This is a genomic window from Microbaculum mangrovi, assembly GCF_051390635.1.
Lineage (GTDB): Bacteria > Pseudomonadota > Alphaproteobacteria > Rhizobiales > Tepidamorphaceae > Microbaculum.
In genome coordinates this window covers 344,234-368,164 of sequence record NZ_JBPODT010000001.1, presented here as the reverse complement: position 1 = coordinate 368,164, position 23,931 = coordinate 344,234, and the positions used below count along the sequence as shown (strand labels likewise).

Below are 23,931 nucleotides of genomic sequence, written 5' to 3'. Positions count from 1 at the left end.
CATCATGAGTAATCACTACCTCACCACCTCTCTGCGCCGTACCCTTGAAAAGACGGTGAAAGAAGCCCGCATCGTTGCCGAAGACGGCGCGCGGGATGGCATCCGTCGCCTCGGGGTCGCAGACGGCAAGGCCCCCTCGTATCTAAATGACGACGAGAAGGAACTGCGCCGCCGCTTGCGCGCCCATGCCCGGGCTATGGGCGACATCTTAGACAAGTCGGACGACACGCAGGAGACGAGGCGGCTGGTTGAGGCGGCAGGCTACGCCCATTGGCACCGGATGCTCTTTGCACGGTTCTTGGCGGAGCGCGGGCTGCTGCGGAACCCGGAATACGACGTTCCCGTTTCGCTGGAGGATTGCCGAGAGCTGGCCGAGGCCGAGGGGCTGACGGACCCCTGGGCGATCGCAGAGCGCTATGCGGCCGCCATGTTGCCGGCAGTCTTCCGGATCGACGATCCCGTCCTCGCGCTCCAACTAGATCCCGTGCACACGCAGAAACTGCACCAACTGGTCACGGCGCTCGATACCGAGGTGTTTCAGGCCGAGGACAGCCTTGGCTGGACTTATCAGTTCTGGCGCGCGGCAGAGAAGGATGCGGTAAACACGTCGGGTGTGAAAATCGGGGCGGACGAGCTGCCCGCCGTCACGCAGCTGTTTACTGAACCCTACATGGTGCGCTTCCTGCTGCATAACACGCTGGGGGCTTGGTGGGCAGGCAAGGTACTTGCGGCAAATCCAACCCTGGCGGAAAAGGCGGCTGACGAGAATGCGTTACGCGCTGCCTGTTCGCTGCCCAATTACAATTTTGACATGCTTCGTTTCGTGCGCGAGACCAAGGATGGCCCCTGGCTTCCGGCGGCAGGAACCTTCTCTGGCTGGCCAGATGAGGCCAAGGCAATAACCATGCTCGACCCGTGTTGCGGGTCCGGACATTTTTTAACCGAGGCGCTATCAATCCTCGCGGCGCTCAGGCAGGCGGAGGAACGGGTCAACGCGGCCGAAGCTGTCTCGGCTGCGCTAAAAGATAATCTTTATGGGCTAGAGATTGACGGCCGTTGTGTGCAAATCGCCGTTTTTGCAGTAGCGCTTACCGCTTGGAGAATCGGCGGGTGGCAATCGTTGCCGCTGCCTCACGTCGCTTGGGTGGGTGCCCCTCCTCCCTTACCTGAACGGGACTTTGTCGCGCTTGGTGAGGGAGACCCGGAGCTAGAATATGCTTTAGCTGCTCTTTATGACCTTTTCGTTCAGGCACCATCACTAGGCACACTGATCGAACCATCAGGAGGTGATCTTTTCGAAGCTGAAAAGATGGGTGAAATTGAGCGACTTCTTGGGCCTCTTCTAGAAAAAGCGCGCGAGGCTGAACCAGAGAAATCGGAAGGTGTGATAGCGGCTCGTGGCATGGCTGATGCGGCGGGGCTGTTGCATAGGCGCTACGTTCTTCAATTAACCAACGTGCCGTACCTTGGGAGAGGAAAACAAGCTCCAGTACTCTCGGCTCATATAGAGCGTCGCTTTGAAAACGCTAAAGCGGACCTGGCTACTGCCATGTTGGCTCGCATGAAAGAACTAGCGGAAAATGGCGGAACAATTTCGGCCTTAACCCCTCAGAACTGGATTTACCTGGGAGTTTATAAAAAATTTCGGCAATCAATTCTTAAAAACATGGCGATTAATGCAATAGGTATTTTGGGACCTGGCGCTTTCGAAACAATCAGCGGAGAGGTGGTAAATGTTTTGCTTTTCACGGCAAGCAACAAATTGCCTAGCGATACAGCTTGTTATTCTGGTTTCGATGCTAGTAGCGCCCCAAGCGCCAAAGCAAAAGAAAAATTCATAATAGATTGCGATCTTAAAATCCTATCACAGAAGAAAACTTGGGAAGCCCCGGATCAACGAATTGGCGTATTGGAAATCGAAACAAATGATTTACTTGAAAAACATGCTCGATCATTCAAAGGATTGACCGTTGGTGATATTGCAAAATCCTTGAGAAGATTTTGGGAAATCCAAGATTTTAATGACTGGGCACTGTTCCAAGAAACTGCAAATGAAACAGCCTTATATGGTGGAATGAGCGCAGCTCTTCATTTTGGAAGAGATGGAGAAAAGTTTCTTTGCAATCCAAGTGCGCTCATGAAGGGTAAGGAAGCGTGGGGGCAGCTGGGCGTACGGGTCAATCAAATGGGCGACCTCGGCGCATGCCTCTATGAAGGGACGCCTTTTAGTGAGAGTGCCGCAACAATCATCCCCCATAGCGATGAACACCGAGCCGCTATTTGGGCATATGTTTCTTCCGATGAGTACTGCAAACGAGTTAGAGAAATAGATCGCGCTTTAAAGGTGACGAATCTAACATTAGCAAAAGTGCCATTCGATTTGGAATATTGGACAAATATTGCGAAGCAGGAATATCCTCAAGGTCTTCCAGAACCATATTCGGACGATCCGACTCAGTGGCTATTTCACGGCCATCCGGCAAAGGTAACGGCAGGACTGGCAGTTCATGTAGCGCTTGCGAGGCTGTGCGGGTATCGGTGGCCTGCTGAATCGGATGTCGACATGCGCCTTTCGAATGAAGCGAAAGGTTGGCTAGCTAGATCAGAGAAGCTGCCTAAAGGAGACAATGATGGGCTACTCGGCGTTCCGGCAGTTGCTAGCGAAAAGCCTCTGGCGGGCCGCTTACGGACCTACCTTGCCACGGCCTTCGATACGAACTGGTCGGACGCATTGGAACGCCGTCTTGTCGCGGAAGCCGATGAGACCCTCGACAAGAAAGCGTTCAAAGATGATTCGCTTGAGGCATGGTTGTCAGACCGAGCCTTCCGACAGCACTGTACACTCTTTGGTCAACGGCCGTTCCTGTGGCACATAACCGACGGCTTGAAGGACGGCTTTTCGGTCTTTGTGCACTACCATCGTTTCGACCAAGCGGCGCTACGCAAGCTTACATATACCCTCCTCGGCGACTGGCTAGCTCGCGCGAAGGCTGAGGGCAATACGCTCAGGTACGAAAAGGGTCGTGAGCTGCAACAGGTGCTGGAGAAGGTTCTGGAGGGGGAGAAACCCTACGACATCTTTGTTCGCTGGAAGTCTCTTGCTCAGCAGCCTTTGGGCTGGGACCCGGACCTGGATGATGGTTTGCGCCAGAATATCCGCCCCTTTATCAAGGCTGGCGTGCTGACCCACGAGCTGTCAAAGATCTTGAAGGACAAAGACCGTGGCAAGGACGTGCCGTCGGCTCCTTGGTATCCGGTCTTCAAGGGCGAGCGCCGCAACGACCACCACACCACGCTAGATGAAAAGCATGCTGCGCGGGAAGCCATTGCGAACCCCGCGGAGGCGGCGAAGTGAACGGTTGGGTGGGCTGGCCGCAAGAGGAAGAGCTTAGGAACTTGTTGCTGCGCTTCTTCCTCGACTTCGCGCGTTTTGAGTTCGCCATGAAGACCGGGGGATTCGGGGTAGTCCTGCACGGCGCCTATCAGCCGTCTTGGCGTGCCCTGAAAGCGGTGATGAAAGGGCGGCCACTTCCCGACGGTCTCAAGGCGGAATGTCAGTATGTCTGGGACCGCCCACCGAACAAGCAGACTGATCGTTACGAATGGAGACCAGTCGAGCCCCGGGACGACTGGGCGTTTGTAATCGACTGCGTAAAGACAGTAAGGAATAATCTATTCCATGGCGGGAAGGTTCCGTTCCGCCCCAATCGCGATCCCGAGCTAATCCGTCAGTGCGACCGAATGCTTATGGCACTGGTAGCGCACGGCCCCGAAGGTGTTGCACTTCAGTTCGAGGCCGCCGAGCGATGACGACGCCGCTCGATGCCCTCGTCGCGGCCTTGCGGGACGCGGCGAGCTACAATGCGGCGGCCGAGGCGCCACCCGTGGCAGTGGTTTGGTGCGATGCCAACAATGACTTCCTACCGCTAATACCGGCACTGCGGGAACGCTTGCCGGAGTTGCTGACATATGGCGATTTTGACCTAACGACGCGCACGGGGCCGGCTGTCTGGATCAGAGCGGCGACCGTCGGGGCGATCGAGCGCGTCAACTGGCCCGAGGACGCGACACCGATCATCTACCTGCCGGGCATTGCGCGCGACACGCTGAAGGGGGCTGAGGACTGTCCGCATCTATTGCAGCCCCTGGTCTGGTACACGGTAGCCGGATCTCTCTTCGGCCACGTAAACGGAAAGGACTGGACCCTACGCGGCTTCCTATCTGCCGAGCGTGGGCCATTGAAGCTCAACTTCGCCGAAGATGCAGCAACGCGAGAGGCACTCTCTCACGCTGCCCTGAAGTTTTGCACGCGACCGGTTGAGGAGTTGAAGGGCAAACGCTGGGACGCCGATCAACTGAACACACTGTTGGCGCCGGACCTTGCAGCTGACATGCTCGACTGGATCGATGGTGCACTATCGGAAACCGCTGATGCCGGCCGTTTCGCCGCGTTCGCAAATATCGCCGAGAAGGAATTGAAGTTCGATCCGCGCAAGTTGTCGCGCCAGGATGCCATCAAGCGTTTGGCAAAGCGCGAAGGCCGATGGGCCGAGATTTGGTCGCGCTTCGCCGCGTCCACCGGTTACTCCGCAGTGGTTGGCTATTTGGAGCTCGAAGAGCCGGCGTCGCTGTTCGATCATTCTGAGAACCGAGGCGCCTATCCGAGGTTGAATGCTCAAGCTGAGACCAAGCTGCGGGACGAACTCGAAAAGCTCGCCGACCTTTCGCCGGAAGATGGGTGCCAGCGCATTGAAGCGTTGGAGATGGAACACGGCTGGCGGCGGGATACCGTATGGGCAAAGCGCGGTAGGGCGCCCTTAGCCCAGGCACTTGCTTGCCTGGCGATCGTGGCCAAAGGAAAATCTCTGCCGAGCCATGACGGGGCCGCTTTGGCCGAGGCCTATGCCGCCGAAGGGGCGGCAATCGATTGGGCGGCGATGTCTGCGCTCGCAGCTGCTCCCCGCGAGCTGGACCGGCTCGCCGTCACTGCGGCTTTGCACACGATCTATCTTCCTTGGCTAGAGGAAAGTGCCATCTCGCTTCAAGAGCTGGTTCGCACCGGCAAGGTGAAGTTGGCATCGGCCAACTCGTCGAAGCCGACAGACACGACGATCCTATTCGTTGACGGGCTGCGTATGGATTTGGCTCGCGAGTTGGTCGTTCTGCTCGAGAAAGAGGGGGTGACCGCCAAACTAGGCTGGGCATGGTCGGGGTTCCCCACTGTCACAGCGACCTGCAAGCCACTGGTATCGCCGGCAGCCTCGATGCTGAGTGGCCCATCGACCACTACCGATGTCTTACCCGTCTCTTCTGACGGGAAACCCGCCACCAAGCCCATTCTATACAAGCTGATGCAGGCTGAGGGATGGGAGACGGATACTGCGATGCTTCCAGATGGAAAACTCTGGGCGGAAACCGGTCGTTTTGATGAGGAAGGCCATGCGCTCGGCTCCCGTCTTGCAGATCGTCTTCTAGCGGGCATCCGCGACGTAGTCGATCGGATCCTCCAATTGGCGCGCTCTGGCCGAAGTATCCGGGTTGTGACCGACCATGGCTGGTTACTAATGCCCGGAGGGCTGCCCTCGGCCGCGTTGGACGTGGGCCTTGTCGAGCCGAATGGAAAGCGTACTCGATGCGCATTGGTGAAACCGAAAGCGCACACGTCTTATCTCCAAGTGCCATGGACTTGGAATGATGAGGTGTCGATCGCAACGGCAACGGGAGCGCGTTCCTTCTATGCCGGATACGAGTATGCGCATGGGGGGATCAGCCCCCAGGAGTGTGTCGTGCCGGTGTTGGATGTTGCTGGGTCACGCGTTCGGCAGGATATCTCTATAGTCCGCGCGGCCTGGGAGGGGCTGCGCCTTCGAGTGGAAGTTAGGGGCGGGGGTGACCTGCATGTCGATCTCCGGCTTGGAGCTGAAACCAGCGGCCCAACATTGATCAAAGGGGGGCGCGTGCTGGACGAGAAGGGGCGCACCTCCTTCCTGGTCAGCGACGAACACGAACGCGAGCCCGCCTGTTTGGTGGTGCTCGATGACGACGGACGGGTGCTCGCCCAAAGCATCTTGACCGTAGGAGGGGAGTGACGTGATCGCGCTTGACGAATTGGATCGCAAAGCTGCGGCTGCTTTCCCGGGCCATATCGTTCGAAAAGACCTGGTACGAAGGTTCCGCGGTCAGTTCCCAGTGCCAACCTACGTCGTCGAGTTCATGCTCGGGCGGTACTGTGCAAGCACTGAGCCTGAAGAGATCGAGGAAGGTCTCCATATGGTCCAGTCGCAGCTGTCAGACAGGACGGTGCGCGCCGGCGAGGAGGAGCTGTTTAAATCCAGGGCCCGTGACCGTGGGTCGGTCCGCATTATCGACATTGTAACAGCCAGATTGGACGCGAAGACCGACAGCTACCTGGCGACCCTACCGAGCCTGCGCCTCAATGATGTTCGGATTGCAGACAAAATCGTCCACGACCACGAGCGAATGCTGACCGGTGGTTTCTATGCCGAGATCGAGCTCGGCTACGATGCCAGCATCGCGCAGGAGAAAGGCGGGCGGCCATTCGAGGTAATGAGCTTGCGGGAGATCCAGCTCTCCACACGGGATATCCTCGACAAAATCGCAGCCGGGCGCGCCCAGCTGACTACGTCTGAGTGGAAGGATTTCCTCCTGCGCAGCGTGGGTCTAGAGCCAGAGAAACTCAGTCAGCGCGCTAGGGACGCTATATTTCTCCGCATGGTTCCCTTCGTGGAATCCAACTACAACATGGTCGAGCTTGGCCCGCGCGGTACCGGCAAGAGCCATCTATTTCAACAGGTATCGCCTTACGCCCATTTGGTCTCAGGTGGGAAGGCGACCGTGGCGCGCATGTTTGTCAACATGTCGAACGGACAGCGCGGCTTGGTTTGCCAGTATGACGTCGTGTGTTTCGATGAGGTATCGGGCATCTCCTTCGATCAGAAGGACGGCGTGAACATTATGAAAGGATACATGGAGTCGGGAGAATTCTCGCGCGGTCGCGAGAGCATACGTGCGGAGGGGAGCATCGTGATGCTCGGAAACTTCGAAGTCGACGTCCAACATCAGCAACGCGTCGGCCAACTCTTCGGCCCGATGCCTCCCGAGATGCGGAACGATACCGCCTTCATGGACCGTATACACTGCTATTTGCCTGGATGGGATGTTCCGAAAGTCAGCAAGGCGCTCTTCACCGACCAGTTTGGCCTAGTGAGCGATGTCCTCGCTGAATGCTTTTCGCGGCTGCGTGCGCAGAGCCGCGTGAATGTGCTGGCCGGCCGCGTTCATTTTGGCGGCGCGCTATCCGGACGCGACCAGAACGCTGTGAACAAGACGGTCTCCGGCTTGCTTAAGTTGATCTATCCGGACGCCGCGATGGCCGTGCCGGATGCGGATTTAGAATGGGCCGTGCGTCTCGCCCTTGAAGTGCGCCGTCGCGTAAAGGAGCAACAAAAACGCATTGGGTCCGCCGAGTTCCGGAACACCCAGTTTAGTTACGTGATGGGCCTGGACGGGGTCGAGAAGTTCGTTTCGACTCCCGAACTCCAAAGCGAAGACAGCATTGGCTACGACCCCCTACCGGCGGGGCAGGTATGGGCGATCAGTCCAGGTGGGCAAGATGAGGGCTCCGGTCTCTTTCGCATTGAGGTCACCGAGAGTCCTGGAGGGGGTGTAAGGATTCTCAATCAGTCTCCTCCGGGGCCCTTTAGGGAGAGTGTTCGAATCGCAGAACAGAACCTTTATGCGCGCTCGCGCGAGCTTGTTGGCGAGCGGAACCCGCGGGAGCATGAGTTTGCAGTACAACTTCGCTCGTTTGATGCCGCGAAGAGTGGCGAGCAACTTGGCGTAGCCGTCTTAGCCGCGCTTTGCTCAGGGCTGCTCGGCAAGCCCTTGAAGGGCGGGCTAGCAATCGCGGGCGGAATTACCTTAGGCGGTTCGATCGAACAAATTCACAATCCGATTGATGTGGTGGAACTGGCTATGGAGAAGGGAGCTGATGCGGTGCTCGTTCCGGTTTCCAGCCGTAGAGAGATGTTCGACCTATCGGACGAAGTGGCGACCAAGGTTCAGGTCTTGTACTACGCAGATGCGCCGGACGCGCTGCGGAAAGCCCTTCATGACTGATTGGATCAGGGACTGAGCGCAGTTCCAGTGCCATCTTTTACTGGTTGGATTTTTTTCGGCTCTGTGTTTCAAGGGTCCCTAGCGAAGACGCCCCCATCCCCTTACCTGCCTTTTCATATGGGGGAGGGGTATTCTGCCGACTACGCTTCGTTTAGCACATCACCAATGGTTGGCATTCGTGCGCGCCTCGGCTACAGCGAAATCTGGTTCGAAATGGGTAGCCATCCGGTAGCCCGACTTTACTATTAGCGCGTCCTAGATGTATCGGTTGGATACTTTATTGTCATCAATGGCTTGGCGATTGAAGTAGTTCGCAGAATACCATGCGTCCGCCGTCAAATTCCCACCAATTTCAGCCGATTTAAGCGGGCTTACCCGATCCCAAATTCAAGCCCGGCCGAGATTCAGGACAGTGTGATCGCATGGGCGTTTGGCTGATTACTAAAGCAAAGCGCCCGCCGCGTTATCGCTGAACAGTTCGCCGTCCCGAATGTATCGAGCCAGCATGGCGTCTGAGGCATGACCGGTCTGAGCTCTGATCTTCCAGGACGATACCCCAGCTTGGGCGGCACTGGTGGCGAAACCTGCTCGGAGGCTATGGCCTGAGTAGCCGGTGGGATCGAAGCCAGCCGCTTTGAGGCGCTCTCGAATGACGAGGGCAACAGCCTCACCTGAGAGCCGATCCATCTGTATGTGGCCATGTCGGTTTATGCGCTGGAAGATAGGCCCGGTCTCGATCCCGCATCGTGTGAGCCACTCATCGAGTGCGGTGACCGGGCACCATCTCATTCGCCCGAGTGGGATCCCGATCTTCCGTCCTTGCCCGAGTTGATCGGTCTTCGACCGTCGCAGCGTGACGACAATTCCCTGGCGGACGTGCTCGATGTCTTCCACGTCTAGCCCGACCAGCTCAGAGCGCCGGAAGCCACCGGCAAATCCGATCAGCAGGAGGACGCGATCACGGATGCTCTTCGCATCATTGCCCATCGCAGCGAGCACCTGGAACAGGTCATCCCGCAGCAGCGGCTTTGCTTCCTTCTGAGCTGTGCCTTTCTGGCGTTTGATGCCCCTAAGCGTAGCCTTCACCAGCTCTGACTTCGTGGGGCTTGGCAGACCTCGGGCGCAGTGGGCCTTCGCAATCGAAGCCAGACGCCGCGACAATGTGGCGACGCTTAGCGCCTCACAGTGCTGTGCCAGGTAGTCGGCGACCATTGTATCGGGGGCAGGGATTGTTCCTCCCCAGGCTTCGAAATGCGCCAAGTCGGAGAGGTAGGCTCTTCGCGTGTTGGCAGCGAGGCTGTCGCGGACGTAACTGGCTACCCCGTCTGGCAAGACGTGGGTGAAATTAATTTCACAACCTTTGCTTCCTTGGAGGTCACCCATTTTGGGTCGCGATAAGAGAGGGTTATCGCGAGTTAGAGTGTTAGAAAACATCGCGACGCACCTCGTTCAGGATCGAGATATCGGCACGAAGCAGGGCGATGATTTGGGAGGCGTTAGGGCAGTGTTGACCCTGGCACTCCACGTCCACTTGTCTCCGCAGCTTGTTGGCCAGCGGCCAGTTTATCCGCCGTCGCATGAGACCGCCTTCGACCGCGAATAGGATGTTGCCGAGGAACTTCACGCGTTGAGCTGATGGGATGTGTTTCCGCACCCATCGTGCTGTCGCACTATCGCCTTCCAGGAAGTGTGTCAGCGCCTGTAGCCCCTCACGCGAGTACATGTCGAGCGCCCAGCTCGGTAGGTCCCCGTACATTGTTTCTGGGGGAAACTGGTCATCCTCGACGACTGCTACCCCGCCGTGGTTCATTGCGACGAGAAGCGGGAGGAAGGCACACAACACTTGCCCCGTTCGTCGGAAGCCCTCCCGCGCGATCTCTACGATCTGGTGGGGGTATCCCGCCTCGCACAGTTCATCGAAAACAGCGTGCGGGTTTCCCTTTCGTGCTCGTAGGTGGTTCGAAGGACAGCGGTCAGTGCCGATGGCATTCCACAAAGCCAACGCCCGCTCTGCCAGATCCCCCGAGCCGACCACAATCCAAAGCAGCTCTGACGTTGTTTGGTAGGTGAGGCGGAGCCTGCTTTGCTCGTAGGCAGGGTGCCGTTCTGCGACCAGCAGCAGGTCATCTGCCGCTCGGCACTTCTGCGCTTCAACGAGCCGTTCGACCACATAGCTCCCCACCACCCATTCTCCGCTGAGCTTGGCCCGGAATGTCTTGCAGCTAAGTGCGGCGGTGACCAGGGCTACGGTATCGAGATCGGCAACGCCGACGTCTTCAAACGCGATCACACCGCAGCGCCGCCAAAAACGATCTGGGGAGCGGAGAAGAAGGGTAGCCGCAGCCTGCAATGCGAAGTCCCGCTCTCCGCGCCGGACAGCCTTCTGCAGAAGTGCCATTGCGAGCCACGGCGATATGTCCAGGGGCTGCATGTTCGGGGGAGCGTAGGCCTGAAGCTCCTGTGCCAGAGCTTCACGTAAATTGGCGAGTACATCGGGTCCGTTCATCTGATCTCCTCCTTGAGGTTCAAGGGGGAGCCAGAGATCGTCTGACCCACTAAATAGCGTAACCTAAGTGACTTCTATGAAAAGGAATATGACGGCTCAGCAAGATCAAAACGCGCCAATGTTCATGCCAAAATATTCGATCTAAATCGGGCTTATTTTTGGGACTGTTCAGCCAACACGGCTGCAGCCAAAACCTTTGTAGCTATCTCCTCAAGCGTCGCCATTAGTCGGTTGATTTGAGAAAGGCTGGTCGTCATTTCTGGCCCGTAGCGAGATACCAGATACTCCCTATTAGCTGCCAAGCTCGAAATATGCGCCTTAGTTCGTTTCCGCAGAACAAGCCCGTTTTCGGCGGCAGCGTCCACCCGTATTTTTAGATCATGCTGCATGCCTCTTATCGATTGAGCGGACTGGCCAATGTGTAAAAGATAGGCGTTCAAAAACAACTCAATCGCGTGTATTGCCACTAACCGACCAGGAGCACGGCTTAGAGGTTTTCCTTTTCGGCCACTCGTCACAAGAGTATTTGCCGCGAGGCGGAATTCTTCAGCCAATTCGATTATTTCACTTAAACTCGCAGTATCACCAGGATAAATCATAGAATCTTCCAGCTTAATAGCGAAATTTAGACTCTTTCCCAACCACATACTTCTAATCGCGAACTGTTGAGCTCTCTCTCCCTCTCTGAAGAATGTCCGCCTGGCTCCAAATGATGACGGTATCGTTCGGGCGGTGGCAAGGGGATTGTGTATTGTGAGTGGGCAGTTGACGATTTGGCAGTTTTATTCGGACAAGCAAAACCCCCAGCAGTCGATTCCGCAAGGCGACCATAGTCGGATTTTCCGAAGCTTTTCATCAACGTAGACGCAGGCGTCATTTTGATCCGACTGCAACGCCACTGCAGCCAATCTTGGCCGAACCAGCGCAAGGTGACCCAGAGGCTGAAGGAGGAACCATAGATCGTCGGATCGACTGAATCGAGGGCCTAGGTGATTGATACTGAAGGAGTTTTATTTCATAGGAATGGGACTGTCATATACACTCCAGCACCCTTCATCTTCCCACTGCTCAAGTATTGCATGCTTCCAAAGGGAAGAAAGACGGATCGGGAACTCGCAGAGAAGTGCCTCGCTCTCCCAACCATCGTTGTTGTAGAACTCGCCCTGAAGGCTATCGCAACGTATGCAGCCATTGCTGATGTATCGCCGCTCCTGCGTCTTGCTATAACGGGGCTTGATCGTTCCGATTCCTAGACCACTCGGCAATTGCTGCAGTACCTCTCCAACGAGTTCTGGGTTTTCCCCAAGCTCGGGTATAGTGAAACTGCACTCGTTTGGTCCAAACGTTACATCGATTGTGGTTATCTTCCGTGTGCGCGCTTGGCATTTCCAGCAGTCAATAAATGTTCCTCTGATCGAGACGATTGCCGGGGCATTTAAGGGGATCCCGAACTTCAATCGCCCAGTGAATGCCGCCGCTAGGAACTCCTCCATTTCCAATGTTTGGTGCAGATCACTTGGATCGGACCGATGTCGCGCTCCCATTCCCGGACAGCCTGGGATCCACGCCTCAAATCTGCTGTTCACGTCTCCGCGAATATACGCAGCCGGTAGATAGTGCGTGATTGGAAATCCGGGATGGCGAACGAGCCAAAGGCCGCGAACACCGGAGGCTTTGTACCGTGACTGTCTCTCGAGAATTTCCTCGTTTGTTTGACTAGACCATTGGATTTCTATCGCGACCTTGAAGTGCTTTCTTTGAGCGAGGACGTCCGCCCTCCAAGTTTTTCCCGAAGGTGTCGAACCGGTAACTTCTGTCTCTGCTGTCCAACCATTGGCACGGGCAATCCTAACCGCTGCTGCCTTCAGTCGAAGGTGCACTTCACCCTCGGGCGCTGTCGCGCACATTCCGCGGGCCTTGTGCGCAAAAAACTGGGTCCCGCGTTTTGACGATTTGAGGGTGACTTTGGAATCGCAGCAGGGCATCCGCAGGTGCGCTACGCATTTGTTCCTCGAACGAAGCAACTGCCATTGCTCGGGTGTCAAATCAAATGATTGAATACTCCGACCATGTTCGTCCAAGCATCGAAGCGGCATCGGCTTTTTTTCACCACCGTATAACTTAGCAAACACTTGAGAGCCTACTTTCGGAACTTCGTCGGCGGTCAGCCAGCATTGCGTCGAATGTATCATCCTGCTTTGACTAAGTGCAGTCGGCGGAGGCTCGGTTACCTACGCATTGCGGCTTTGCTCGCCGTCGTCCCGCTGAGTGCGAACACTCAGTAGTCGCAAAACCCGTTGATGATCGGAGCGGGTCGCTTATCAAGAATCTGCCACCTAAGTCCTTCGACGAGCATGTCCTGCTCCGTACAAGTCTCGCTATTTATGTCGCCCATCCAACGGACCTTTAACAGTCTGCTATCTGGCGAGTAGAGCAATTTCATTTGGTAATTCTCTTCGCCTCCATGCGGAAACGACCCCACCTCTCCTGTCCGAAGGTCCACCACGAATGCGAAGCGACAAGATGTACCGCACCCGATTTCAACGATTGAGTAGTGGCCGGCGAAATTCACGCCCCGCGCAGCACCTTCTCGGATGCGAGTGCGGTACATTCGGTAGTCGGAATCGCGACCAGAAAAGTCGGGCAGACGAGGTTGTCCCGTGAAATGTTCATGTGGCGGATAATCGCTAAATATAAACTGCTCCGAACGACTTTTAGGAGCGGGTTGTGCGAGTGCGAATTCCGAAGCGTCGCCGGGCAGATCGCGATTTAGAGCCAAGTTTTCAATATCATCATCACTAAGCCAACGCATTTCCCACGGCGGAGTCGTCAGCATGTAGTGTGTAACGGTCCAAGGCACGCCAAACCGTTGGAAGGCATCGAGTTGCTCAGCGAGAACAAATTGCAACGTTGATGCGTCGCCTCGTCCGCCATCATCCATTTGGTGGACTCCTAACCGACCTTTCACCAACCGATCATAGCCAGCGAAAAACAGAATAGCGCATGCAGATGCGCAGGATTGGTCTTCCGCGATAAAAGTGCTCAGCCGCCTTTTAGATATTTCTTCCGCCATCGCGATGGCGTTCACAACTATTCCCCCAGGACTGTTCAAACGGATTCCGATTACGTTTGGATTAGAATTAAGAAACGCGGAAAATTCTTTGTCCGCATCAATTTCGATTGCACCCGTCATTTCGGCAAACCGGCCGTCTCCAATGACGCTAAATTCCTGACCGAAAGCAGCATGAGAAATCGCAACGAACAGGAGGCCAGAGAGAACAAAAAACAGTTTCCTAGCGGCGACCTTCAAAATTGCACCTCCCTCGTATGTCTTCCAACGAGCCAGCGCCTTTATCTCATCCCTAGAATTGCGCATCTGGCTCTCATTCGATGAAGATGTCTCTCTCGATGAGGCATGCCAATCCCGGAACGAGTAGTATCCGACACCTTTGGTGATGTCTCTCCCGGCGACAGGAAATGTCCTTCCAAAGGAGCTGGTATGTCCCCCGGTGTCCTCATAGGACAGATTCGGCTTTTCCACATTTAGGGCCTTCGCGGGGCCTCCCAACCTCGTAATAACTAAGGCATTGAATTGCTGGAGCTATTGCCTTTTGAATCCCCTCGGCAGTACCCCCTTTGAGACGGAACGAATGGCTGTCTCCAGAAATGTCCTTGGGGGGCAAGGGAGCCTCTAGATCCGCCTGACTGAGACGGCGCTACCTCGGCAGGTGTTCGCACGTATCGTTGCGCTGATCGAAGGTTTGCGCGGCGCCCCCCCCCTGTCGAGGCCGATTCCGCATGATCGGGACCAGCACTAAATCGTCGGCACGCAGCGCTGGCGATGAGAGGGGCTTGTCCGGAACACGGCTGTATAGCCATCTTTGCGGCACTTGACGCCTGTGGGCTTGCGTTCTCGCTTTTGGGAGGCCGTCCGCCCAACCGGTGTGGGCGGTCATTCAACTTGATCGCCGCTACCCACTGCAGCAAACTTACCGTTAGCGATCCAAATGGGGAAGCCCGGCTGTCAAAAACGAAGGAAAATCAGCAGAAACTATCTTGAAGTATATTTAACGAAACTGCGACTAGGAGTCGATATGTCAAGAGGAGAAATGGCTTGGGAAGACGCAATCAATCAAGTACTGAAAGAGGCAGATGGCGCGCTACATTACTCTGAAATTGCTGACCGGATAGTATCCCAAGGGCTGAGGAAAAAAGTAGGGGCCACACCTGCCTCTACAGTTGCGTCCCACCTTAGTGTTTCTCTGAAGGGGGACAACTCACCGTATTTGAGGATTGGCAGAGGGGAATACACCTTAAAAGAGTCGGCAAAAGAAAAAAGTGATTTAACAACATCATTAGAGGCCGCAGAAGAAGAAAAAGAGGCTGGAGCGCTTCGTTCTTTCGGGATGTTCTGGCAAAGAGAGTTTGTTTATTGGAAATCTGCTAGACCATCGTTATTCGGAAGGCAGGGTTTAGGCGCTGAGAAAGTGAATTTTTCGGAGCAGATTGGTGTTTATCTTCTGCACGACAGGGAGCGCGTTATTTACGTCGGTCGCTCTGCTGACGGTCTCGGAGTGCGCTTGCGTACTCATATTTCGGATCGTCTCGGCGGGCGCTGGAATAGATTTTCGTGGTTCGGGCTTCGGTCCGTAGATGAGAAAGGGCAACTCTCCGATGATAGCCCACATTGGTCACAGTCTGTTGTTATAGATACAATGGAGGCATTACTAATTGAAAGTCTTGAACCCCCTCTCAATAGAAAAGGGGGGGGGGATAGATTTTCTGGTGCCGAGTATTTACAAGTGAAAGACCCGAAAATTGAGAGGGTTCAAATGGAGGATATGTTTAAAAATATGCAAAATAAATTATTTGGTGATTGATGCTTTCAAATTCCATTTTTTAAAATAATGAGCGTCTTTAATTGCGGGAACCTCAAAAGGAACTGGGCCTGCTGTTTATTGAATCAACGCGCGGCATGAAACAACTGAGGACGAAGATTGGGAAGAGAGGGCAGTCGCTTAGCTCGCATTTTTGAGTTTGTCCCTGCTGAAGTTCCTCGGGCGACGGAAGGCCCGTCTCTTAGAGTAATTCGCGATAAATGTTGACGGCGCTAGCCCAGTCACAATCGCGCTTAGCCACAGCCTGTAGACTGCGCAATACGAGCGGCGCCAGCTATGATTCCAGCTCAAAGTGGCTCGGGCGGCTGGATCGTATTTTGCTTTTAAGAACCTCTCCATAGGAAACGCAGAGTGTTTGCGCGCTGCATTCAGATTCCAGTGGGGGAGTGCTGGATCTGTTTACGCTTGGGTCGCGTATTCGTGCTGCCTTTTCGATGGCGGCAAAAGCTCGATTCAAACAGTTTCCAGGTAGTATCGCGCTGTGAAATTATCTTCACTTCCCTGATCGCCGTGACACTGAGTGCGATTCCATAGATTGACGACCGCCGGCATGCATATTCCATTTCCCGGCATCGGCTTTGTCGAGAAGTGCGGCGCGCCGGCTACCAGTTACTTCCCGCGCCTTGGCAGTACACGATTGAGAACGGGCGAGCGCCTATAGCGCAATTGTTGCCGAACGTTTTTCATTATCAATCCAGATGATGATCTAGCAGGGCGGGGCCGTGAATTTTGTGAACTGAAGTGATCAGAAATTTCAAAAACGGATGACACGGATGACACGGATGACACGGATGACTTTTTAGTGGATTGAATTCTTAATGCGTTATGATTCTCTAGATCGTCGCCCACTCAGATACCTCGGGTCAGGGCTATGGATGTAGTGAATCGTGATGGCGGGATCTGCAGCATGCTTTGCGGGCGGGCACCAGACAATTTGAGGGAATTTATCTCATCATTGTGAGACTGGCCTGCGCGACAGCGACGACTATGCACAAGGGACCGCTACTTTTTTGCGCTAAATTACCGGGCTCTGAGTGACGAGCGAATCCTATGGTCGACTGCATACGCGCAGTATCTGCGTCGCCAAATGAGTCCTAGCTGGCTTTTCTGCCAGTGTTATTTTCTCCGTCTAATATCGAAAAAGTCATCCGTGTCATCCGTGTCATCCGGGCTACCTGTGAACTTCTGCGCATTCATTTATGTCTAACCCACCAGAAGTTCCCTTCAGCGTCTTTTTTCGATTCCTTTTTCCAACCAATTTTCTGAAGAATCGCTCTAACACGTCTTTCGTTTCTGGTGCTTCGATTTTGCGTATCTATCTGGAGGGCGTTAGCCAATATCAGCCCAATTTTTATTTTGTCGAACTCGTTTTTTAGCAGATATTCTTTAATTGTGTCTTCCCAGGTATCAGCCTCAAAACGTGCTTCTTGTTCCGGAAGTATATATTTTCGCTCAAACTCTCGATTCGGATGCCATTTGTGACCTTGCCTGTATAATTCTAATGCTTCCGCGAAAAGCTTGTCTCTGTCTTTTTCGAGCTTTTCGATTTGAATTTTCCCAACACAAACTGGCCAGAAACGCCTTCCACCAGTTTCATCGCGGAGGTATTCGGAGAGATTTGTAGTCCCGATAAAGATGCATTGGCGCGGTTGTTCAATTGGTTTGCGAGCGTAACTCGGACGGTATTGGTCTATTCGCGTTGTTAAAAAAGCTTTGAGATGGGAACTTTCAGCCTTACTCATTGCCGACATCTCAGCGATTTCGATTAGCCATTTGCCCTTCAAGTGCTGCTTGACATCTTTTCCACCTGTGACGTCGGGTAAATTATCTGAAAACCAGTCACCACCAAGTATTGCACACGCCGTAGACTTCCCAATTCCCTGAGGTCCTTCGAGCACGAGCATATAGTCAGCTTTGCATCCGGGCTCAAAAACCCGAGCGATCATCGATATCAAGAACATTCTGCCAACGGCGGAAACATAAACTGAATTCGCGCAGCCAAGATAAACGGAAAGCCAGGAATCGACTCTCGAAACGCCATCCCAAACTAATTCGTTCAATTGTTTCCTCAGCGGATGGAAACTATTTTGTGCCGCGACAAAATCAACTGCGTCGTGCGCTGTCGCCTTCGATATTGATTTTAAGCCACACAACTGAAGGAATTCTCTGATGGCGGTCACATCTTCGTCTTTTAGCGGACGGGCAGCAAATTCACTTATATTTTGTTTTGGCAGCGGCTTCATTAGCATGGACAACCCAGCCATCTCATCGAACGCGATTGCGCCCGCGAGAGCCGGGTCGATACGCAGCGCGATCATGGCGTTGGCCAAATTGCTATTAGGCTTGTCCTTTGTCTTTTGACAAAGATCGAGCCAAATCGGTGGGTCTGAGGTGTCGTTCGGAAGTCCAAAATCGGAAAACGCAATGACCTTTGCGGCCGGATCATTGGGCTTTATCTTCTTCGTTACTTTAACTGGCATTGTCTGGGATTCCTTCTCGCGAAAAATTGTTCCAGTCGGCACCACGTTCTAACGGCGCGCAGATGCTTCCGTTGATGCCGGCCAATGCATAACGCCTCGCGCATTCTTTAGAAGCCGCGAGTCCAGCTTCGTCGTTATCCGCGAAAATGCTCAGAAACTGCAGAGGCTTCAGAAGCGGAAAGTTGCGGATTCCATTAGTGGAGAGAGCTGCCCATACAGGTTGGTCGAAGAGCAAGCTTGCGCTGAGTGCGGTCTCGATTCCCTCAGCAATTCCCATCCGGGGCGCTTCGATTTGGAGCTTCACGACAGCTCCCTTCGCAATGCCCAGCATGCGTTTGGGGGACGAACCATCCGGCATGTTTCGTTTGCCGCGCCCGTCGTCGCGAAGTGCCGTGCGATGAATGCCTGTCGGCTGGTTAGTTTCGGGGTTTCGCATCAATCCGATCATGGCCGGAACGCGCAACGTGCCGAACGGACAGGCTGGGTGAAAGCGAATGGCGTCGGCTTCAATATGATGCTGGGACAGTGGACAGCCGCGAGCCCTCAGATAGGTTTCGACCTGAGTCCCTTGTTGCGCTGTTGATTGGTGCCAGATGTCAAGTGCACTGACCTTTTTCCGCTCGCGTTGCTCATCAGTTTCCGGGGCTGTTCCGTTGAAAAATTGCACTGAAGGCTTCCCTTCAAGCAGCCCTAGGATGTGCTCGCGGCACCTTTCTTCGTCGTCGCCTGCGAAGCTATGAGTTCGAATCCCAGCGGGAGCCGCTTTTTCGAGGCTGAAACCCAGGGACCGGTCTGTCTTGCTGTGGCCTGGCCCTGGAATATTGATCCAGCGGCCGTTCAAATCTCCGCCGAGAGCAGAGGCGAGTTGCTCGAGAGTCATTGTGGTCAACGCCCTCTTGCGGTCGGGTTCTCGACTAGACGCGGCCCGGCAACTTCCTGGTCTGAAAGCCACTCGAGAATCGATGAGCGGCGATAGCGCACCAGTTGACTGCCCATCCGAATACGCGGGGGGCCTATTCGGAGCGCGTGCCACCGATCGAGAGTTCGCGCACTGACGCCTAGGAGATCAGCTGCCCCTTCGCGGTCAAGGATATCGTCTAGACCGTGGACATCGCCGCGATCAGACGGAAGTTTAGAGCCGTTCATCTTCGATATCCTTCATGTAACTGCTGTCCACAAATCAGCGTGAAAGGCCTGTTGTGGCGCTTGGATTACATGATTACGAGGGTCTTGGCGGGATAGTCAAGAATAAATTATGTACAAATAAAGTATAACAGAGATCTAATGGCGTTCTAACTCGAATACAACATATCTAATTCTTAAAATTATCGATTAGCGATCCAATGGCTTCCGTTGCTTTTTTCAGAGGGTCATCGAGGAGATGGGCGTAGCGCTGTGTGGTCTGAGCCTGGGTATGCCCCAGCAGGGCACCAATGACGGGGAGCGAGTTCCCAGCCGAAGCAAGGTGCGAGGCATACGTATGGCGGAGGTCGTGGAGGCGGACGTCGTCGAGCTGTGCCTTTGCTCGGATGGCGGCCCAGCTCTTCTTGATGTCGGCTATCGGCTTTTCTGGATCGTTCCCTGGGAAAAGGAACTTGCTCTCTGGGTTTGCCGCCCGCATTTCCCGCAACAACTCCAGGGCAGGTTCGGAGAGCGGCACGCGGTGCAGGCGAGCCTGTTTCACGGAGGCGGCAGGCTTCACCCAATAGCCAATCTCGAGATCGAACTGATCCCATGTGGCGGATAGCACTTCTCCCTTGCGCGCGCCTGTAAGCAATAGGAGGCGGATGGCGTTGCAGACCTGTTGGTTGGGGTGCTCGATTAGCACCTGGACCAGACGCCCGAGTTCTTCGCCGTTGAGATATCGATGGCGCGGGTTCTCGGGATTGCGCTCGATGTGTTTCGTCGGATTCTCGCTTGTCACTCCCAGCATTATGGCGAAGGCGTACATGTTGGAGAGGAGGGCAAGGACCCGATTGGCCCTGTACGGGGCTCTTGCGGAGATCTCACTGTGAAGGGCTTCGGTGTCCTGGTAGCGGATCGAGGCGGCCTTCTGCTTACCCCATCTCGGCAGGATGATGGTTTTGATGATGGCCAAATCATCGCGTTGCGTCTTGGGGCGTTTCTTTGAGACGCGCTTGTCGATGTACAGGTGGCACAGCTCGGCAACGGTCAGTGCGGCGCGGTCTTCCTGGCGCTGCGCCATTGGGTCTTCGCCCCGATCAATCTCCCGCTTCAGTTTTTTGGCTTCATCGCGCGCCGCCGCTGCTGACCAGTCTGGATAGCTGCCTATGGTCAGTCTGCGTTCCCGGCCTCCCACGCGGTAGTTCAGCACGAAGGCTTTTGCCCCCGCCGCTGTGACCCGGATCCCGAATCCCTTCACATCGGTGTCGTAGGTGATTGTGTTGCCCGTTGTCGGTCCTGGAAGAGCCCTAACAAGACTCTCAGTGATGCGCTGCGCCATATCAGTCGTGTCCGCATTGTGTCCGCACAGAAATGCGTATTCGAAGCGCACTGCTGGCTTTGCGTGTCGATTGCTGTCTTTCTATAATATATTGATATTACGAGATTAATTTTGTAAGGCAATGTAATTGTGAAGGAAATAAATGGGTAGGTTGCACTTACTCTTAATCAGCGGGTCCACGGTTCGAGTCCGTGTGCGCCCACCATTCCTCACAATACCTTAGCAGTCACCGACGCGGACTCTCGCGTGCCGGTTTGAAGCCGGTTTGACGTTTATGTTCCCGGTTCGCCTCCGGCGTGGCGATCGCCGACGCTGACCGTTGCCGGTCCACCGGGGGCAATCGATCGTCGCGGCTCGATTTTCTTCGCCGGGCACAGACCTCCTTAACATTTTCCCGGACAGTATTCGCGCCGCCTCGTGAAATCGGGTGCGCGACCTTGCGGCCCGGCATTCCGGCCAAGGCTGTTGTGACGGAACGAGACCAGCGGCGTTTCGCTGGCCTCGCGTCGAGCCCCGTCGACCGGGGGAGGACAAAACAAGGGCCTGCCTTGCGGCGGAGCGGCAATTCGCCGGCGGCCCCGAAATAAGGAGACACGCCGTGAACGGTTCGCCCCCATCCGCACGCGCCAACCGACTGGCAATCGACGGTGGTACGCCGGTTCGAACCGCCCCGCTGCCGTGGGAGCTTCCCGGCGCGCACTGGATCGGAGAGGAAGAGCGCGAACTGGTCGATCGGGTCGTTCGCGCGCAAAGCCCGTTCCGTTTCTACGGCCCGGACCCGCAGTACATGGTCAAAACGCTGGAGGCCGAATGGTGCGAGCGCTTCGGGCACCGTCACGCGCTGGCCGTGTCGTCGGGAACGGCGGCCCTGACCATCGCGCTTTCCGCCCTGGAGATCGGTCCGGGCGACGAAGTGCTGGTCGCCGGCTACATGTGGGTGAGCTGCATCTCCGCGATCGTCCGCAACGGCGCGATCCCGCGGCTCGTCGACATCGACGCGACGTTCTGCATGGATCCGGACGACCTGGAAGCGAAGATCAATCCGCGCAGCCGCGCCATTCTGCTGGTGCACATGAGCGGCGCGCCGGGACATGTTCGGCGGATATCCGAAATCGCCCGCAAGCACGGCGTTCCGCTGATCGAGGATTGCGCCCAGGCGGCGGGCGCCAGTCTGGACGGCACGCCAGTCGGTCGGTTCGGCGATATCGCCACCTTCAGTTTTCAGCTGAACAAGAACATGACGTCCGGCGACGGCGGCATGGTGGTCAGCGACGACGACGGCCTGTTCCGCCGCATCGTCGCGTTGCACGATCTCGGATACGCCCGCAATGCCGCCGGTCGGCTGGATACGTCCGACGAAACCTGCCAGCTGTGGGGCATCGGCGCACGCATGTCCGACCTCGCCGGCGCGATGGCTCTGGCGCAGTCGCGCAAGCTGCAGACGATCACCGGTGCCATGCGCGACGCCAAGTGGCGGATCCGCGAAGCGCTGTCGGACATTCCCGAACTGACGTTTCGCACCGTTCCCGATCCCAAGGGCGATAGCGGTCCCTTCCTGATCACCACATTCGCCAACTCCGAGATCTGCACGAAGTTCGTCGATGCGCTGAGGGCGGAAGGTATCCGGGGGCCCGAGGGCTCGCTGAGCTGCCTGACCATGCGCGAATGGGGCCTGCACTGGTATTTCAACATTCCGAGCCTGACGCACAAGCGATCGAACGCGCGCGACGGGTTTCCGTGGACCCATCCCGCGAACGCGTTCGCGGCGGGGATTTCCTACGACCGCGGAAACCTGCCGGTCTGCGACGACATGCACGACCGCTCCGCGCTCCTGTCCATCGCGTCGAAGCTCAGCGACGAGGATGTCGGAGACCTCATTCTGGCTTTTCAGAAAGTCGCCAACGGCCTTTTCAATCGCTGATACCCCGGGAGGAATCGTGTCGACACTCACGTCAATTCTTGCTGCAGACCCCTTTTCCATCGCCAAGGCGACAACGAATATCGACGCGCTGGTGGTCGGCTCGGGGACGGCCGGCGTCACCACCGCCATCGAGCTTGCCCAGAACGGCCTTTCGGTGGTGATCCTGGAGGCCGGTCCCTTCGTCCTTCCCAGCCACGTCGGATCGACGCCGTTCCGCAGCCGCGGCGATATCACGCCGCAGATCCACAATCTGGTGCGGTACCGGACGGCATGGTCGGATCGCGAACACTACCAGGAAGGCGTAGCCTCGCCGCTGAACAACGATGCCTGGTCGGCCGTCGGCGGCCGCACGCTGTTCTGGGGCGGCTGCACGCCGCGCTTCTCCGAATGGGACTTCGCGCACTGGCCGTTCAGCTACGATGACTTCGAGCCGTACTATCAGACCGCGGAACGGCTGATGCACGTGTCCGGTCGCAGCGCCAAGCGGCCGCCGTTCTTCCGAGGCGAAGCGCAGGACACGCTCCTGCGGCGGTGCGAGAAGGCCGGGATCGACGCCGAGCACGCCTATCTCGGGATCGATACGCAGGAACCCCGTAACGGCTATGTGCCCCGGGGCTTCGACTGTGCCATCGACCGGCTGCTGCGCAGCGGTCTTCTGGCCCGCGAGGTGACGCGCGGACGGATCGTCGTCGTCCCCGACACCATTGCCGAGCGCGTGGACCACAACGGCAGCGAAGTCACCGGACTGATCGCCAAGGAAACGCACGAAAACCGGCGGTTCCGTATCGTCGCGCGCCAGTACGTCCTTGCCGGCGGCGCCATTCAGTCGACGCGTCTGGCACTGGCGTCCGGACTGAAGGATCTGCATCCCCATGTCGGCACCCACATCGCGGACCACCTGTTCATCCAGGGGCTTTTCAAGCTGAGGGAACCGCTGAACGCGCCGATCTATGCCTTCATTCCGCCGACGGAGACGCGGCCCTTCCACATGCAGATCCAGGGGCCGTTCAACGAGACCTGGTACAGCCCATACCATGCGACGGTGTGGCTCGATTGCGATCCGCAGGGGCTTTACCTGCTCGCCTACTGTTTCGGTGTCGGCGATGCCGCCGAGCACAACGAAGTGAAGCTGACGGGCGTGCAGAGCGACGGGCCGGACTCGCTGGGGAAATACGTCGTTCTCAACGACCGGACCGCTACTGACCTGCGCATCCTCGACGAGATGCAGGCCTTCCTGCCGGACGTGGCGGACGCCATCGAAGGCGACCTCGTGCGCAGCCAGATCAACCCGCCCGGCGCGGCGCTGCACGAGATCGGCGGGTTGCGCATGTCCGAGGAGCCTGGCGTCGGTGTCACCGACACCTTCGGCCGGTTCTGGACGCTGCCCAACCTTTCCGTCGCAGACTCCGCCGTGTGGCCCTCGCAGGGATCGGCGAACAGCTACCTGACGATCACCGCCTGGTCGCTGCGGCATGCCGAGGGCGTTCTCGCCCGTCTCGCTGATTAGAACAGCCAGGACGGAG

At 56.3% G+C, this 23,931-nt stretch carries 16 protein-coding genes; 7 read left to right on the top strand and 9 right to left on the bottom strand.

Annotated features, from left to right (window positions below; translation table 11 throughout):
- Positions 1–4 precede the first annotated feature (4 nt).
- The 4 genes from ACSF9G_RS01765 to brxL are packed head-to-tail and all read left to right on the top strand — an operon-like array spanning position 5 to position 8,139.
- Positions 5–3,355: an Eco57I restriction-modification methylase domain-containing protein gene (locus ACSF9G_RS01765; RefSeq protein WP_436637656.1), complete on the top strand. Its 3,351-nt coding sequence runs from the start codon at positions 5–7 to the stop codon at positions 3,353–3,355.
- Positions 3,352–3,810 carry a hypothetical protein gene (locus tag ACSF9G_RS01760; protein WP_436637654.1) on the top strand — a complete coding sequence of 153 codons (459 nt, stop codon included), beginning with the start codon at positions 3,352–3,354 and terminating at the stop codon, positions 3,808–3,810. The genes ACSF9G_RS01765 and ACSF9G_RS01760 overlap by 4 nt, the downstream gene beginning before the upstream one ends.
- Entirely contained in the window at positions 3,807–6,089 is a 2,283-nt protein-coding gene (gene pglZ / locus ACSF9G_RS01755; protein WP_436637652.1) for a BREX-1 system phosphatase PglZ type B, read from the top strand. The genes ACSF9G_RS01760 and pglZ overlap by 4 nt, the downstream gene beginning before the upstream one ends.
- 1 nt (position 6,090) lies before the next feature.
- Positions 6,091–8,139, top strand: a complete 2,049-nt coding sequence (brxL, locus tag ACSF9G_RS01750; RefSeq protein ID WP_436637650.1) for a protease Lon-related BREX system protein BrxL — start codon at positions 6,091–6,093, stop codon at positions 8,137–8,139.
- A gap of 441 nt (positions 8,140–8,580) precedes the next feature.
- Here brxL and ACSF9G_RS01745 read toward each other — a convergent pair whose 3' ends face one another.
- The 5 genes from ACSF9G_RS01745 to ACSF9G_RS01725 all read right to left on the bottom strand — a co-directional run bounded on the left by ACSF9G_RS01745 (position 8,581) and on the right by ACSF9G_RS01725 (position 14,021).
- Positions 8,581–9,522, bottom strand: a complete 942-nt coding sequence (locus ACSF9G_RS01745) for a site-specific integrase (protein ID WP_436637648.1) — start codon at positions 9,520–9,522, stop codon at positions 8,581–8,583.
- Between the two features lie 40 nt (positions 9,523–9,562).
- Positions 9,563–10,645: a hypothetical protein gene (locus ACSF9G_RS01740; RefSeq protein ID WP_436637646.1), complete on the bottom strand. Its 1,083-nt coding sequence runs from the start codon at positions 10,643–10,645 to the stop codon at positions 9,563–9,565.
- Positions 10,646–10,797: 152 nt separating this feature from the next.
- Positions 10,798–11,244 carry a hypothetical protein gene (locus ACSF9G_RS01735; RefSeq protein ID WP_436637644.1) on the bottom strand — a complete coding sequence of 149 codons (447 nt, stop codon included), beginning with the start codon at positions 11,242–11,244 and terminating at the stop codon, positions 10,798–10,800.
- A gap of 411 nt (positions 11,245–11,655) precedes the next feature.
- Positions 11,656–12,552: a competence protein CoiA family protein gene (locus ACSF9G_RS01730; RefSeq protein ID WP_436639630.1), complete on the bottom strand. Its 897-nt coding sequence runs from the start codon at positions 12,550–12,552 to the stop codon at positions 11,656–11,658.
- A 371-nt stretch (positions 12,553–12,923) separates the two neighbouring features.
- Positions 12,924–14,021: a COG3904 family protein gene (locus ACSF9G_RS01725; protein WP_436637642.1), complete on the bottom strand. Its 1,098-nt coding sequence runs from the start codon at positions 14,019–14,021 to the stop codon at positions 12,924–12,926.
- 733 nt (positions 14,022–14,754) lie between these two features.
- Between ACSF9G_RS01725 and ACSF9G_RS01720 the strand changes: the two genes are divergently transcribed.
- Complete coding sequence (locus ACSF9G_RS01720; protein WP_436637640.1) at positions 14,755–15,525, top strand: HTH domain-containing protein; 771 nt, start codon at positions 14,755–14,757, stop codon at positions 15,523–15,525.
- A gap of 1,211 nt (positions 15,526–16,736) precedes the next feature.
- Here ACSF9G_RS01720 and ACSF9G_RS01715 read toward each other — a convergent pair.
- From ACSF9G_RS01715 to ACSF9G_RS01700, 4 genes are all read right to left on the bottom strand, one after another.
- Positions 16,737–18,023, bottom strand: a complete 1,287-nt coding sequence (locus ACSF9G_RS01715; protein WP_436637638.1) for a virulence-associated E family protein — start codon at positions 18,021–18,023, stop codon at positions 16,737–16,739.
- A complete protein-coding gene (locus tag ACSF9G_RS01710) occupies positions 18,013–18,903 on the bottom strand; it encodes a DUF7146 domain-containing protein (protein ID WP_436637636.1) in 891 nt (296 codons plus the stop codon). Before ACSF9G_RS01710 ends, ACSF9G_RS01715 begins: the two co-directional genes overlap by 11 nt.
- Positions 18,904–18,908: 5 nt before the next feature.
- Positions 18,909–19,169 (bottom strand): helix-turn-helix transcriptional regulator, encoded by a 261-nt coding sequence (locus ACSF9G_RS01705; protein WP_436637634.1) that lies wholly within the window; start codon positions 19,167–19,169, stop codon positions 18,909–18,911.
- A 166-nt stretch (positions 19,170–19,335) separates the two neighbouring features.
- Positions 19,336–20,487, bottom strand: coding sequence for a tyrosine-type recombinase/integrase (locus tag ACSF9G_RS01700; protein ID WP_436637632.1), 1,152 nt, complete (start codon positions 20,485–20,487; stop codon positions 19,336–19,338).
- Between the two features lie 598 nt (positions 20,488–21,085).
- Between ACSF9G_RS01700 and ACSF9G_RS01695 the strand changes: the two genes are divergently transcribed.
- Positions 21,086–22,408, top strand: coding sequence for a DegT/DnrJ/EryC1/StrS family aminotransferase (locus ACSF9G_RS01695; protein ID WP_436637631.1), 1,323 nt, complete (start codon positions 21,086–21,088; stop codon positions 22,406–22,408).
- A gap of 16 nt (positions 22,409–22,424) precedes the next feature.
- Positions 22,425–23,915, top strand: a complete 1,491-nt coding sequence (locus ACSF9G_RS01690) for an FAD-dependent oxidoreductase (RefSeq protein WP_436637629.1) — start codon at positions 22,425–22,427, stop codon at positions 23,913–23,915.
- The last annotated feature ends 16 nt before the right edge of the window (positions 23,916–23,931 follow it).

Bases quoted from the DNA above. Each gene is read 5' to 3' on its own strand.
- ACSF9G_RS01765 (WP_436637656.1), top strand. From the start codon at position 5: ATGAGTAATCACTACCTCACCACCTCTCTGCGCCGTACCCTTGAAAAG.
- pglZ (WP_436637652.1), top strand. From the start codon at position 3,807: ATGACGACGCCGCTCGATGCCCTCGTCGCGGCCTTGCGGGACGCGGCG.
- ACSF9G_RS01745 (WP_436637648.1), bottom strand. From the start codon at position 9,522: ATGGGTGACCTCCAAGGAAGCAAAGGTTGTGAAATTAATTTCACCCAC.
- ACSF9G_RS01740 (WP_436637646.1), bottom strand. From the start codon at position 10,645: ATGAACGGACCCGATGTACTCGCCAATTTACGTGAAGCTCTGGCACAG.
- ACSF9G_RS01735 (WP_436637644.1), bottom strand. From the start codon at position 11,244: ATGATTTATCCTGGTGATACTGCGAGTTTAAGTGAAATAATCGAATTG.
- ACSF9G_RS01730 (WP_436639630.1), bottom strand. From the start codon at position 12,552: ATGTGCGCGACAGCGCCCGAGGGTGAAGTGCACCTTCGACTGAAGGCA.
- ACSF9G_RS01725 (WP_436637642.1), bottom strand. From the start codon at position 14,021: ATGCGCAATTCTAGGGATGAGATAAAGGCGCTGGCTCGTTGGAAGACA.
- ACSF9G_RS01720 (WP_436637640.1), top strand. From the start codon at position 14,755: ATGGCTTGGGAAGACGCAATCAATCAAGTACTGAAAGAGGCAGATGGC.
- ACSF9G_RS01715 (WP_436637638.1), bottom strand. From the start codon at position 18,023: ATGCCAGTTAAAGTAACGAAGAAGATAAAGCCCAATGATCCGGCCGCA.
- ACSF9G_RS01710 (WP_436637636.1), bottom strand. From the start codon at position 18,903: ATGACTCTCGAGCAACTCGCCTCTGCTCTCGGCGGAGATTTGAACGGC.
- ACSF9G_RS01705 (WP_436637634.1), bottom strand. From the start codon at position 19,169: ATGAACGGCTCTAAACTTCCGTCTGATCGCGGCGATGTCCACGGTCTA.
- ACSF9G_RS01700 (WP_436637632.1), bottom strand. From the start codon at position 20,487: ATGGCGCAGCGCATCACTGAGAGTCTTGTTAGGGCTCTTCCAGGACCG.